The 12,720-nt window shown below is 59.5% G+C and carries 11 protein-coding genes, 1 other RNA gene and 1 riboswitch; of the genes, 6 read left to right on the top strand and 6 right to left on the bottom strand.

All coding sequences use genetic code 11. The annotated features are described in order from the left end of the window. Position 1: 1 nt before the first annotated feature. Positions 2–1,909 carry an extracellular solute-binding protein gene (locus ACR0B5_RS10125; RefSeq protein WP_480540209.1) on the bottom strand — a complete coding sequence of 636 codons (1,908 nt, stop codon included), beginning with the start codon at positions 1,907–1,909 and terminating at the stop codon, positions 2–4. A gap of 171 nt (positions 1,910–2,080) precedes the next feature. Beyond that, complete coding sequence (locus ACR0B5_RS10130; RefSeq protein ID WP_480540210.1) at positions 2,081–2,596, bottom strand: c-type cytochrome; 516 nt, start codon at positions 2,594–2,596, stop codon at positions 2,081–2,083. 120 nt (positions 2,597–2,716) lie between these two features. Between ACR0B5_RS10130 and ACR0B5_RS10135 the strand changes: the two genes are divergently transcribed. Then, the gene (locus ACR0B5_RS10135; protein ID WP_480540211.1) at positions 2,717–3,550 is read left to right on the top strand and encodes a prephenate dehydratase; all 834 of its coding nucleotides are present in this window, start codon (positions 2,717–2,719) and stop codon (positions 3,548–3,550) included. Between the two features lie 25 nt (positions 3,551–3,575). On the opposite strand, the gene ACR0B5_RS10140 is transcribed toward ACR0B5_RS10135, so the two are convergent. After that, positions 3,576–4,043 (bottom strand): SRPBCC family protein, encoded by a 468-nt coding sequence (locus ACR0B5_RS10140; RefSeq protein ID WP_480540212.1) that lies wholly within the window; start codon positions 4,041–4,043, stop codon positions 3,576–3,578. Positions 4,044–4,082: 39 nt separating this feature from the next. Beyond that, on the bottom strand, positions 4,083–5,066 hold the full coding sequence (gene nudC / locus ACR0B5_RS10145; protein ID WP_480540213.1) for an NAD(+) diphosphatase: 984 nt from the start codon (positions 5,064–5,066) through the stop codon (positions 4,083–4,085). A gap of 185 nt (positions 5,067–5,251) precedes the next feature. Here nudC and ACR0B5_RS10150 point away from each other — a divergent pair, with 185 nt between their 5' ends. The 3 genes from ACR0B5_RS10150 (at position 5,252) to rsgA (ending at position 8,423) form a co-directional block, all read left to right on the top strand. Beyond that, the gene (locus tag ACR0B5_RS10150; RefSeq protein ID WP_480540214.1) at positions 5,252–7,099 is read left to right on the top strand and encodes a bifunctional 2',3'-cyclic-nucleotide 2'-phosphodiesterase/3'-nucleotidase; all 1,848 of its coding nucleotides are present in this window, start codon (positions 5,252–5,254) and stop codon (positions 7,097–7,099) included. Between the two features lie 39 nt (positions 7,100–7,138). Further along, an RNA gene (ffs, locus tag ACR0B5_RS10155) (signal recognition particle sRNA small type) lies at positions 7,139–7,237 on the top strand. A 157-nt stretch (positions 7,238–7,394) separates the two neighbouring features. After that, positions 7,395–8,423, top strand: coding sequence for a ribosome small subunit-dependent GTPase A (gene rsgA, locus ACR0B5_RS10160; protein WP_480540215.1), 1,029 nt, complete (start codon positions 7,395–7,397; stop codon positions 8,421–8,423). A gap of 31 nt (positions 8,424–8,454) precedes the next feature. Here rsgA and ACR0B5_RS10165 read toward each other — a convergent pair whose 3' ends face one another. Continuing rightward, positions 8,455–9,312 (bottom strand): alpha/beta hydrolase family protein, encoded by an 858-nt coding sequence (locus ACR0B5_RS10165; RefSeq protein ID WP_480540216.1) that lies wholly within the window; start codon positions 9,310–9,312, stop codon positions 8,455–8,457. A 159-nt stretch (positions 9,313–9,471) separates the two neighbouring features. Beyond that, positions 9,472–9,692, top strand: a riboswitch (cobalamin riboswitch). Positions 9,693–9,780: 88 nt separating this feature from the next. On the opposite strand from ACR0B5_RS10165, the gene ACR0B5_RS10170 reads away from it, so the two are divergent. Beyond that, entirely contained in the window at positions 9,781–10,188 is a 408-nt protein-coding gene (locus ACR0B5_RS10170; protein ID WP_480540217.1) for a hypothetical protein, read from the top strand. Here the strand turns inward: ACR0B5_RS10170 and ACR0B5_RS10175 are convergent. Further along, a complete protein-coding gene (locus ACR0B5_RS10175; RefSeq protein ID WP_170642670.1) occupies positions 10,185–10,688 on the bottom strand; it encodes a phosphatase domain-containing protein in 504 nt (167 codons plus the stop codon). The two genes, ACR0B5_RS10170 and ACR0B5_RS10175, sit on opposite strands and share 4 nt — an antisense overlap. 169 nt (positions 10,689–10,857) lie before the next feature. Here ACR0B5_RS10175 and ACR0B5_RS10180 point away from each other — a divergent pair, with 169 nt between their 5' ends. Further along, positions 10,858–12,615 (top strand): DNA polymerase III subunit gamma/tau, encoded by a 1,758-nt coding sequence (locus tag ACR0B5_RS10180; RefSeq protein ID WP_480540218.1) that lies wholly within the window; start codon positions 10,858–10,860, stop codon positions 12,613–12,615. Positions 12,616–12,720: the final 105 nt, after the last annotated feature.

Raw genomic sequence — 12,720 nt, forward strand, 5'->3', positions numbered from 1 at the left:
TTTACCGCAGCGCGCCTTTTGCCTTCAAATCGGCTTCTTTCTCGGGGTTGATCCACCAAAGGTCCAAATGACCCAATGAATAGGGTGGCAGGTTTTCAGGGTATTCGTACATGTCGTAGTAGGCTGTCCAGTAGTCCGCGATGTATCCCACGGGGATCACGAAAAACTCATACCTCAGGGCACGATCCAAAGCCATAAGTGCTGCGTCCTGATCAGCCTGATTGTCGGTTTCAAAAGACGCTTCAATAATCGCGTCGACCAACGGGCTTGCCAGGCCAGCGGGATTAAACAGGCTAAAGGCTGCCTCTTCGGACCCATACATCTGGCTCAATCCGCCGCCGGTCGACAGGAACGAACCATACCGCGTGGAATAGACCATGTCGTAGTCGCGCTCTCGGCTACGCAATGTATATTGTGCCGGATCAACCTTTTCAGCAGATGCATCTACACCCAGTGCCTGAAGATTCTGAACATAGGTTTCGATCATCGTCGCCGTCGATGTCGGCAAGTTCGAAGGGTATGGGATATTCACCTTCAGTGTTTGCCCTTCGGTATTGCGACGCACGTTGCCTTCGCCCACGGGCCAGCCCGCCTCGTCCAGCATCTTCGACGCTTTGCGCAGGTTGCGCCGGTCGTTCAGGCGCGCTGGGTTGGATTCATGCGCGACGACGACATCCTCGGATATAAAATCGGCTGGGACGACATCGCCAAGCGTTTCCAAGAAGGCCAGCTCTGGGCCCGCTGGGGCGCCCTGCGCTTCAAGCGGTGTGCCTTGCACAAAAGAGTTGCGAGGCGAATTCAATCCAAACAACAGGGATTCGTTTGCCCATTCGAAGTTGAATGCCAGTGCCAACGCCTTGCGGACGTTCTTATCTGCGAATTGGGGCTTGCCGAGATTGAACACAAAACCAGACGGCGTCGGCGGGCTGCCATCCATGATTTCGTCGCGCACAACCGAACCCTCTGTCAGCTTGGGGAAGTCATAGCTTGTCGCCCAGAGCTTGGGATCGCTCTCGATCCGCATCGTATATTCGCCCGCCTTGAAACCTTCGAACGCGGCAGTCTGGTCAGCAAAATATTCGACGCGAATAGTGTCAAAGTTGTTGCGGCCTACGTTGAATGGCAGGTCTTTGCCCCAATAGTCGTCGCGGCGCTTGTAGACGATACGGCGGTTGATATCGTAACTGTCCAGTTTGTATGGGCCCGAACCGACTGCCACTTCCAGACGAGGTTCATCCAGGCGGCGCGACTCGTCGGCTTCAAACCACGCTTTCGAGAAGACGGGCGTCGATCCTACGGTTTCGATCAAGCTACGGCGCGTGACCTCTGGGTTGAACGTGAACCTCACAGTGTGATCGTCTAGCGCCTCGGCCCCTGTGACCATGCGCCCGACAGCCTGCGCGTAAGACGGCAGGCCCTGCTCGATGAACAAACGATGGCTGTAAACAACGTCCTCAGCCGTGACCGGTGTTCCATCCCAGAACATGGCCTCAGGGCGTAAGTTGAAGATCACGTAGTTGCGGCCTTCGTCGTACTCGAGGCTTTCCGCCAGAACACCATAGTACTGACCGACGCTGTCATCCGCACTTTCGAACAGGCGGTCATATTGGATTGTGGTTAACGCTCCGCTCCGACCCTTTCGTGAGTAAGGGTTCAGCGAGTCAAAGGTTCCAGACGCTGCCAGTGACATCTCACCGCCTTTGGGAGCGTCGGGATTCACGTAATTCAGATGCGGATAGTCGGCCGGGTAGTCTAGATTTCCAAAATAGGAGTACCCGTGGCTGGTTGTAACGTTTTCATCATTCGCTTGGGCAACCCCAGCTGATCCGAGCGTTACGGCGACCAACCCTAAGACCACCCCCCAATGCCGAATACTCATATCGCGCGCAGCAGGCAGGAGGGGTTTCATATGGCTCATCCTCTGGATCGTTGTCGTCATCTATGTCGGTCCCGCCAGCTAAATCGCCAGTCCTGGCTGATTCAAGTTTAGAATGCGTGAACGCTTTGTGAAGATTTTCGACATAAAAAAAGCCGCTGCACAAGGCAGCGGCTTTGGGTTTTTTCGCAAACGTGATGGCAATCAGTTGCCGATGGTTTGCAGATAGGCAATCAGGTCCGCGCGGTCTTGCGGCTTTTTCAGGCCGGCAAAGCTCATGGATGTGCCCGAGATATAGGCGCTGGGTCTTTCAACGAAGGCATCAAGCGCTTCGGGGGTCCAGTTGCCGCCATGCGCCTGCATCGCCGCCGAATAGCCGGTGAAGCCTTTTGCCGACGCAACGGGCCGATCTACAATGCCGTACAGGTAGGGTCCGGTGCCGTTCGCACCGTCTTCCAGTTTGTGGCACGCAGTACATTTGCGGAAAACTCTGGCGCCCTTTTCAGGGTCCGCGGCGGCCAGCAGGTCTTCAAAGACCACCTCTTCGCCATCGGCGCTTTCACCCGAGCTTTCGGTCTCGATGATGTAGGCAGCCTGTGCATCCCCATGGCCCCCATGCGAATGGTACAGGATGTCACCACCCCATTTGGCAAGAAGCAGCACAAGGAACGTGCCGAACAGGCCCGCAGCGGCCTTTGTAACTGTCATCGTGTCGAACATTGATCGCTAGTCCATTTCAGCTGTCTGAAAAGGTGTCTAAGGCTTCCCCTTGCGAGAGGCAAGGTATAGACACCGCGACGAAACGCCCAATTTTGTAACTTGTTGCACGGGACCGACCAAATGACCAAACGCATTGCCTTTCAAGGCGAACCCGGCGCCTATAGCCACGAGGCCTGCCGCAACGCGCGACCCGATATGGAGGCGCTGCCCTGCCGTACTTTCGAGGATGTGATCGAATCGGTTCGGTCCGGCGCGGCTGATCTGGCGATGCTGCCGGTCGAAAACACGACCTATGGGCGGGTGGCCGATATCCACCGGCTGTTGCCGCATAGTGGTCTGCAAATCATTGATGAGGCCTTCGTGCGTGTCCACATCAACCTGCTGGCCGTGCCCGGTGCGACGCTGGACGACATCACCGAGGCGCATTCCCATTTGGTGCTGCTGCCCCAATGCGCGGGCTTCCTGCGCCAGCACGGTATTCATGGGCGGGTCAGCCCCGACAACGCCCGCGCCGCGCGTGAGGTGTCCGAGGCGGGTGAAATCCATTCCGCCGCTCTGGCTAGTGAACTGGCCGGAGAGATCTACGGCCTGAACGTCTTGGCCCGCCATATCGAGGATCATGGCGACAACACCACGCGTTTTCTGGTCATGTCACCCGAGGCCGACCTGTCGCGTCGGGGCGAGCACGGCATGATCACCAGCTTTGTCTTTCAGGTCCGCAACATTCCAGCGGCGCTCTATAAGGCGATGGGTGGGTTTGCGACCAACGGGATCAACATGACCAAGCTGGAAAGCTACATGGTCGATGGCTCGTTCACGGCGACCCAGTTCTATGCCGATATCGTCGGGCATCCGGAAGACCGGAACGTGCAACTGGCCATGGACGAGCTTGAGCATTTCACCACCAATGTGGAAATACTTGGCGTCTACCCGGCGGCCCAGACACGCGGCTAGGCCCGCGCTTCAGGTAAATGTGAGCTTAGGCGCCATGCCGGTGGCGCTGCTCCAGTTCTCGGGCGAATTCCGCCAGGCGCATTTGGAAGCGTTTGCGAAACCGTGCCTGTCCCAGCTTCATCGACTGCAGCAGCAACCGCGCGGGCAGGGACTTGGCGCTGAGTGACAGGTCCACACTCAAGCGGGTCCGACGCTGAGACAGGGCCATAAAGTCAACCACTGTAACCCCGGTCATGCCCTTGCCTGTCGCCTCGAATCGCATTTGCGAGGGGTGGTCGCAATCGGTCAGCAACACAGACATCTGGCGGGGTTTGCCGCGCAGCTTGAATTCGGTCTCCCACGCCATGCCTGCAGCAGGTTCGACCCCGCCGGTGGTACGGCGCACGTCAACGCCACGGCGCATCGCCAAGCGTTCGAACCGATCGAAATCGGCAACCATGTCAAAAACCGAGTGGATGGGAGCCTCGATATCTTCGCGCGCTGAAAACTGCATGTGGGCCTTCGCTGCTCGTTCTTTCCGTTTAGTGTTTCTTTAGTCCAGCGTATCTGCAAGCCAGTTCTGCAGCAGGAAATGCGCAATCGCGCCTTTGCGTGCGGGCAGCAGGTGCGGATGCTCCCCCGCGAAGGCCTGCATCATCTCGGATTTGCTGACCCACATTGCCTCTTCGATCTCAACCGGGTCGATCTGGATGTCCCGAGACAGAGCCTCGCCAGCGCAGCCGAACATCAGCGACGCGGGAAACGGCCAGGGCTGGCTGGACAGATAGGACACTGCGCCGACGGGAACGCCCGCCTCTTCCATCACCTCGCGTCGCACTGCGGACTCGAGTGTCTCGCCCGGCTCGACGAAGCCTGCCAACAACGAGAACATACCCTCGGGCCATCCCGGCGAGCGCCCCATCAGCACGCTGTCGCCATGGGTGATCAACATGATCACAACCGGGTCGGTGCGTGGGAAGTGTTGACCGCCACAGGACGGGCAACTGCGCTGCCATCCGGCTTGCGATACGTCGCTTGGCGCGCCGCAGCGGGCACAGAAGCGGTGCGTCTCGTGCCAGCCGATAACCGCCTTGGCTGTCGCCGCAAGCTCGGCATCGCGGGCGGATAGGCGCGTCATGATCCGACGCAGCTCGGCAAACACATGGCCCTCAGGCAGATCGGGATGTTGTTGCTCGGACGGGTCGATGAAATTGCCCAAGCTCGACAGATCCAGCCCCTCGGCCTGCCATTCAGAGATATCTGCGGCAAACATCGCCGCCCCGTCATCGGAGCAGCCAAGCAAGATCGGAGCCTCAACCACTCCACCTAGGCCATTCGCGACCAGAGGATGCGCCATGTTGACCAGACCCAACCGATCCAGAGCCTCGCCCTGCACCAGCACTTTTCCACGCCACAGCAACAGGCAGCGGGCGTTTGGATCTTGGGCCGCTTCGGTAAGCTTGTCCGCGTCTCCCCGCAGATGGGCCGCTCGTTCAAGGCCTGAACTGCCGAATGTCACGTTTTCTGCGTTTTTCATTGGAGTCCCCTCGGCCTTTTGCGCCTAGGGCTGCCACGTCCGCGCAGGTGTTGCAATGTCAATTCACTACTGCGGCATATCAACAGGTGCCACCGAAACACCGCATGACCGCCTCGGATTTTTCACTTATTTGTCCTCTTGGTAAATTTTCTTAACTCTCATAGCGCAAAAGTAGACAACCGAACGTGACCGCAATTACCCCGCGCATGAAAGACGCGCAGGACGCCGAGGTGCATATCCGCATTCTGGCAACCACCGATCTGCACATGACCCTGACCGGGTTCGACTATTATGCGGACAAAACGGACCCGACCATCGGGCTGACGCGTACGGCGTCGGCGATCCGAAACGCCCGTCAACAGGTCGAGGACGGTTTGACCCTTTTGTTCGACAATGGCGACGCGCTGCAAGGGACGCCGATTGGGGACTGGGCGGTGGAAAACGAGGGCCCGCACCCGATGATGCAGGCCTTCAAGGCGCTAGAATATGACGCGATCGGCTTGGGCAATCATGATTTGGGGTTCGGACTGGATGTGCTTGAACGCGTCATAGGCCAAGCCCCTTGCCCCGTGATTTGCAGCAATCTGACCCATGTGGACGACCGGCAGACCTGGCTGCGCAGTGTCGCTCTGACCCGGTCCATTGCGCAGGAAGAAACGATCCGAATCGGCGTATTTTCAGTGCTTCCGCCTCAAACCACGATGTGGGAGGCGCATCACCTGAAAGACACGTTCGTTGCCGAGGATATCCTGACCGCCGCCCGAAGAACGGTTGCAGCGTTACGCACGCAGGGCTGTGATCTGGTCATCGCGCTGGCGCATTCGGGCTTAGAACAATCGACGACTCAGCCGAGGCTTGAGAATGCGGTGATTCCCCTCGCCGAGATTGAGGGCATTGACGCGATTGTTGCCGGTCACACGCACCTGACACTGCCGGGCGCGGGGCATCACGGGCTTGACGGCGTTGATGCCGAAAATGGTTTGGTCCATGGCACGCCTGTGGTCATGGCCGGGTCCGCTGGGTCTTATCTGGGGGTCATAGATCTGCACATGACCAAGGCACCCGAGGGCCGCTGGCAGATCACAGGTCGCAACTGCAGCCTGGTCGCCACAGCCGATGAGGTGGAAGACAAGGACCTGAGCGACCTGTTCAAGCGCGCTCACTTAGCCACGCGCAAGATGATGGCCGAACCTGTCAGCCATACCAAGCAGAGCCTGCACAGCTATTTCAGCTTCTGCGCGCCAGATAGAGGGCTGGCCCTGGTGGCGGCGGCACAAGCGGCGGGTTTGCGCCCGTTCCTGCACGGCACCGCCTTCTCTGGAGCGCAACTTCTGTCCGCAGTGTCTCCGTACAAATTCGGCGGCCGCGCTGGGCCAAGGAACTATACGGACGTCCCTGTAGGTAAGATTTGCCTGCGTCACGTCGCTGACCTGCATGTCTTTCCCAACGAGTTGCGGGCCGTCGAAATCACCGGCGGGCAACTGCGGGATTGGCTTGAGATGTCGGCGGGTGTTTTCAACCAGATCCACCCAGACACCCAAACCGAGCTAACCGATTCCCGCCGGGCGGGGCATAATTTTGACGTCGTGTTTGGCGTCACATATCAGATCGACCTGTCCAGCCCGGCGCGGTTCGATAGCAACGGTGCCTTGACCGATCCAACTGCCCAGCGCATCCGCGACCTGTGCTTTGACAGGCAAACAGTCCGCGACGACCAGAGCTTTGTCGTCGCCCTAAACAACTATCGCGCCAGCGGCGGTGGGCATTTCGCTTTCGTTGACAAGGCCCGGACCATTCCGCTGCCGTCCAGAGATATCAAAGAGATACTGCGTGACTACCTGTCAGATCGGCTGCCCGCAGACCCTCTGGATCAGGCTCCTTACCCGTTCTCCTTAACCCCATTGAATGGTGCCAAAACGATCCTCAGAACCGGCAGCGGAGCGTTGAAGTATTTGCCTGAGCTCTGCGCGTACTCCCCTGAATTGCTGGGTCCCGATGCCGAGGGCTTCGAAAGGATACGACTGACCTTGTAACGGGTTGTCATTTTTACATCCCTTCCCTATATCAGGCCCTGAGAGGTTGGCGCGGGCGAGCGCCTCGCCAACTTGGTCAGGTCCGGAAGGAAGCAGCCACAACGAGCCCCGCTTGGGTCGATGTCCAACCTCTCACTTTATAGAAACCATCAGCCGCAGGAGGGCTTTATGATTGTGGCAAACACCCTTCGGGCAGATCGGTTCTAAACCCAACTCTCCGATTGCCTGAACACATCGCCAACGGATGCGCGTCTGCCATCCGATGGGATTGCTATATCTGAACACAGGCAAACCAATGTCTTTAACTCTTTCGGACCTGGGATGGTCCTCTCACTTCGCTGCACAGCACGCGGCGCACGCGCAGCTCACGCCTTTTCGTATCACCGCCGTTCACCGGGACCGTCTGGTCGGGATGAACGAGACCGGTGAAATGTCTCTGTTGGCCCCTGGTCATTCCACTGGCGATTTTGCGGTTGGCGATTGGGTGCTGGCCGATGACAAGAATCGCGTTCAGCATCTGCTTGACCGGCGCAGCCTGTTGCAACGCCGTGCTGCCGGAACCGGGGCCGAGGCGCAGTTGATCGCAGCCAATGTTGACGTGCTGTTCATCGTCAGCTCGTGCAATGCGGATTTCAATGTGCCCCGGCTCGAACGGTATCTGGCGCTGGCGCATCAGACGGGGTGCTTTCCTGTCGTGGTCCTGACCAAAACAGATAGCTGCTCTGATCCGACGGCATATGCAAAAAAGGCTGAAGCGCTTGCGCCATTTTTGACAGTCCTGACGGTCAACGCGCATGACGCGTTAGACCTGCAGCAGGTTCTGGCTTGGTGTCCGGCGGGTCAGACAGCAGCTTTGGTCGGGTCATCTGGGGTTGGCAAAACAACGCTCGCCAACGGAATGACCGGTCAGGATCAGGCAACAGCCGCAATCCGCGAGGATGACGCACGAGGCCGTCATACCACGACGTCTCGCGCCTTACGTCCGATGCAAAATGGCGGTTGGCTGGTCGACACCCCCGGCATGCGCGCCCTGCGTCTGCTCGATGCCCAGGACGGGGTGGACGAAGTCTTTTCGGACATTCTGGAGCTGGCCCAAACCTGCCGGTTCTCGGATTGCCAGCATGAGGCCGAGCCCGGTTGCGCTGTGCAGGCGGCGATTGAAGCACACACACTGGATGCAGATCGGCTGGAACGCTGGCGCAAGCTGAGGCGCGAGGATCAGCGCAACTCTGAGACCGTGGCCGAAGCGCGGGCACGCGACAAAGCCTTCGGCAAGATGGTCCGATCCGCGATGCACGGAAAATCCGCGCGGCGCAGCGATTGAAACAAGGGCGCCGGTCCGCCGGCGCCCCCCATCAAGCGATCAATCGTGGCCAGAGCACCGCATTTCGGCGGGCAAACACACCGATATGGCCGATTTCCCGAACGCCAAACTCTTCCGGTGACAACAGGTGACGGCGTGCTTTCGGACCATAAAGCTCGGCCAACCGCCAAACGGCAGCTTCTGGGACCATCTCATCATCTGTGAAGGCAAATAGGTCGACGGGAACGTCAGCATCCTGCCACGTAGCTTGCGGCAGTGTGTCTCCGATCTCGGGCAGATAGCTTTGCGGCGCGGTGCACCATTTGCGCCATTGCCAATAGACCTTAGGCGGTAGGTCTGTTCCAAACCCAAGTGCCTTGCCCGGCAAATACCCTAGGCCGCTCACGACCAGAGGCACATGCCCATACCAGAACAACCCGGCCAGAGCGCGGTACGGCCAAGGATGATCGCCCAATTTCACAAGGCCAGAACAGACGCAGATCATGCGATCAATCTTGTCGATATCCGGCTGCACTGGCCCCAGCATCCCTCCAAGCGAATGACCAACTGACCATTGCTGCGCCAGCGGGAACCGTCGGCGCATCTCGGCCCGCGCGGCGGGCATGTCCTGCAACGCCCAATCCGCCATCGAGATCTTCGACCGACGCTGTGGCCCCGATTTCGAATGACCGAATTCCCGGTAGTCATAGATCAGACAGGCGATATCCCGATCCGACGCCAACCACTGTGCGAAATGCTTGTAGTAGTCACGCGGAACTCCCGTCGCGCTGTTGACCACCACTACGGTTTCGGGCTGCGCCACGGGCCGGTAAATCCGCCCGGACAGGGCGCCATCCCCCACCGGGATCTGAACATCTTCGATCAGCACTGTTTGGTTTGAATCCAACATGGGTATCCTCGGTGGAAAACTGAACTGATGAGTTCATATTGCAACTTGACCCCAGACAGCCCATGCAAGTCAACTGCGATCCCGCTTGACCACGCGTCCACTTCGCGGATCGGCTTTCCGCAACGCAGAAAGTTCAACTTGACTCAGAATGGTTATGAACGCTAGCGATAGTGCGATGGTTCCCGGCTTTCGCAAGAGGTCGGGATGAAAAGGGAACACGGTGCGGTTTTACCCGGCTCGCTCGGGATGAACCAAATCCGCGACTGCCCCCGCAACTGTAAGCGGTGAGCGATGTCGAGGAGCCACTGGCCGAAAGGCCGGGAAGGTCGGCAAAGCGATGACCCGCAAGTCAGGAGACCTGCCATTGTCAACATAACCCAAACTCGGGCGGGGTGTCCGGGCAGGCCGTGACAGACCCTATCTGCCCCACCTGATCCCAGCCCCTGTCCACCGCGCGGAGGGCGCAGGATGATCTGGAAGACGAAGACACATAGGTTCTCAGCAACCATCTGCCAACATACGGGCAAGACTTGCCCTGCATTGGCACGGCTGGCGCGTTCGATGGTTGACGCGCTGGACCAAGCCGGTCCGGCGACCACATCGGATTTCGAAATCGAAGGCAGCAGCGACCTGACCCATTGCACGGACGGCTGCCACGCCCGGTTTCGGGCCAGCCAGTCTCGGGTGCGGGTCTATTGCGGAGCGGATCCTAATGCCGACAGCGAGACCCTCGATCGCTACGCCGACCTTATGTTCGGTACCGAAACGAACAGCCTGCCTAGCGCAGCGATGACATCCCTGCCCTGCGCTATGCTCGAGGCATCAGTGATTGCGCCGCGCAAAACGACCCCGGCGGAACTGCAATTGTCGGCTTAGGAGTCTGCCAAAGCTCGGGCGGGCAAGGTGGCCCAGTGCTTCTGTGCATCGGTTTCGACCGCGCAGGGGCGTAGCTTGCGCAACCGATCCAGCGCTTGGGTTGGAGCCTCGCCGCATTCGATCATCAACCTCAGCACCACCATGCCAGAGCGACCACATCCGCCCTGACAATGGACAAGCACGCGCCCTCCACCAGACAAAGCCTGCCGCGCCGCGGCACTAACATCGGGCCATTGCGCATCAACCTCTGACGGTGGCACGCCGAAATCCTGAATCGGCAGATGCACCCAGCGGCTGGCGCGCCCCTGAACGTCGCGGCCAAAATCGCGGGCTCCAAACTGGACCAGCTCGGCCTCGGTTGTCATCGAAAGCACGAGCCCCGGCCTCCAATCTCCAATCGTTTCAAGGTCGCCTGCATAGTCGCCGCCCTTTCCCGGCATCGACGTTAGGGCAAGTGTGCCCCCGCCCACTTGCAAAGCATGAATGACCAAATTCGTCATGACAGCATCCCCCCGGAAGCGTTGATCCTGACTTTAGGCTTGATTCACAATCCGAAGATTGTACCCCTGACGCGCCAGTTTCCAAAACAAAATCGTTCTTCAACTCATGTGGACGCGGGCGGCGCGGGCCTCTACGCTGCGGTGACGTTCCGAATCCGCCAGAGCAGACATGACCGACTCAGACAGCCCCGCCTATCAGGTTCTCGCCCGAAAATACCGCCCGGAAACCTTTGCCGATCTGGTGGGTCAGGATGCGATGGTCCGCACGCTGAAAAACGCGTTCGAGGCGGATCGTATCGCGCAAGCCTTTGTCATGACAGGCATTCGTGGAACCGGCAAAACGACGACCGCACGGATCATTGCGAAAGGCATGAACTGTATCGGACCGGACGGAAATGGCGGACCCACGACCGAGCCCTGCGGTCAATGTGAGCACTGCGTTGCCATCATGGAAGGTCGTCATGTCGACGTCATGGAGATGGACGCAGCCAGCCGCACCGGCGTGAATGATATTCGCGAGATTATCGACAGTGTTCGCTACCGTGCAGCCTCGGCCCGCTACAAGATCTACATCATCGATGAAGTCCACATGCTGTCGACCAGCGCCTTCAACGCGCTGCTCAAGACGCTTGAGGAGCCGCCGGCGCATGTGAAGTTCATCTTCGCCACAACTGAGATTCGCAAGGTTCCCGTCACGGTTCTGTCGCGCTGCCAACGCTTCGACCTACGTAGGATCGAGCCCGAGGATATGATCGGCCTGCTGCGCAAGATCGCCTCAGCTGAGAGCGCAGAGATTGCCGAGGATGCGCTGGCGCTGATCACCCGTGCTGCCGAGGGATCTGCTCGCGACGCGACCTCATTGCTGGATCAGGCGATCTCGCACGGGGCCGGAGAGACGACGGCAGATCAAGTACGCGCGATGCTGGGCCTGGCGGATCGTGGCCGGGTTCTGGATCTCATGGACATGATCCTGCGGGGCGATGCAGCTGGGGCGCTGACCGAGCTTGGTGGCCAATACGCCGAAGGGGCTGATCCACTGGCCGTGCTGCGTGATCTGGCTGAGATCACGCATTGGGTCTCGGTCGTGAAGATCACCCCGGACGCAGCCGAAGACCCCACTGTTTCCCCGGATGAACGCGCCCGTGGCCAGCAGATGGCTGAGGCCCTCCCCATGCGGGTACTGACTCGGATGTGGCAGATGCTGTTGAAAGCGCTTGAGGAAGTTTCAGCCGCCCCCAACGCCATGATGGCTGCCGAAATGGCTGTGATCCGACTGACTCATGTGGCCGACCTGCCCAGCCCGGAAGAACTGATCAAACGGCTGCAGGATACGCCTCCTCCCCCTGGAGGCGGGCCTGGCGGTGGGATGCCCATTCAAAGCAACGGCGCGGCCCCGGTCGAAGCCCGCGCCACTACAAGCTACGCCCCTGCGCCACGCGGGTCCGGCGGCGCACCAGTCGCCGCCTTGGCGCAAGATACACAGACGGCACTGGCGCGATACCCAAGTTTCGAACATGTGGTCGAGCTGATCCGGAACAACCGAGACGTCAAGCTTCTGGTCGAGGTCGAAAACGGCGTGCGGCTGGTCTCTTACCAGCCAGGACGGATCGAATTCACCCCATCGTCGCAAGCTCCGACCGATCTTGCACCACGGCTGGGATCGGCCCTGCAACGTTGGACTGGCAACAGATGGGCGGTGTCCATTGTATCGGATGGCGACGCTCCGACGATCGCCGAAATCCGCGATAAAGCGGAACTGGATCTGAAAGAAGAGGCCTCGGCGCATCCGCTGGTTCAGGCCGTTCTGGCAAGTTTTCCCAAGGCCAAAATCACCCGGATCGAAACACCGGAACAACGCGCCGCCCAAGTCGAGACCGAAGCCCTGCCCGAGGTCGAAGATGAATGGGATCCTTTCGAAGAAGACTGACCTCTATACAAAACCAAACCCTCCCGCGCCCGCCACGGGCAATCGGCTGACGCCGATCACCCTGAGCGGCCTTGGGCCCGGCAGCGCTCGGGCTTTGCCCGAGCG

Source organism: Ruegeria sp. AG1 (assembly GCF_056541705.1).

Coding starts and splice junctions, on each gene's coding strand:
- ACR0B5_RS10140 (WP_480540212.1), bottom strand. CDS start 4,043: ATGCAGTTTTCAGCGCGCGAAGATATCGAGGCTCCCATCCACTCGGTT.
- ACR0B5_RS10165 (WP_480540216.1), bottom strand. CDS start 9,312: ATGTTGGATTCAAACCAAACAGTGCTGATCGAAGATGTTCAGATCCCG.
- ACR0B5_RS10180 (WP_480540218.1), top strand. CDS start 10,858: ATGACCGACTCAGACAGCCCCGCCTATCAGGTTCTCGCCCGAAAATAC.
- ACR0B5_RS10125 (WP_480540209.1), bottom strand. CDS start 1,909: ATGAAACCCCTCCTGCCTGCTGCGCGCGATATGAGTATTCGGCATTGG.
- rsgA (WP_480540215.1), top strand. CDS start 7,395: ATGTCTTTAACTCTTTCGGACCTGGGATGGTCCTCTCACTTCGCTGCA.
- ACR0B5_RS10175 (WP_170642670.1), bottom strand. CDS start 10,688: ATGACGAATTTGGTCATTCATGCTTTGCAAGTGGGCGGGGGCACACTT.
- ACR0B5_RS10170 (WP_480540217.1), top strand. CDS start 9,781: ATGATCTGGAAGACGAAGACACATAGGTTCTCAGCAACCATCTGCCAA.
- ACR0B5_RS10130 (WP_480540210.1), bottom strand. CDS start 2,596: ATGTTCGACACGATGACAGTTACAAAGGCCGCTGCGGGCCTGTTCGGC.
- nudC (WP_480540213.1), bottom strand. CDS start 5,066: ATGAAAAACGCAGAAAACGTGACATTCGGCAGTTCAGGCCTTGAACGA.
- ACR0B5_RS10135 (WP_480540211.1), top strand. CDS start 2,717: ATGACCAAACGCATTGCCTTTCAAGGCGAACCCGGCGCCTATAGCCAC.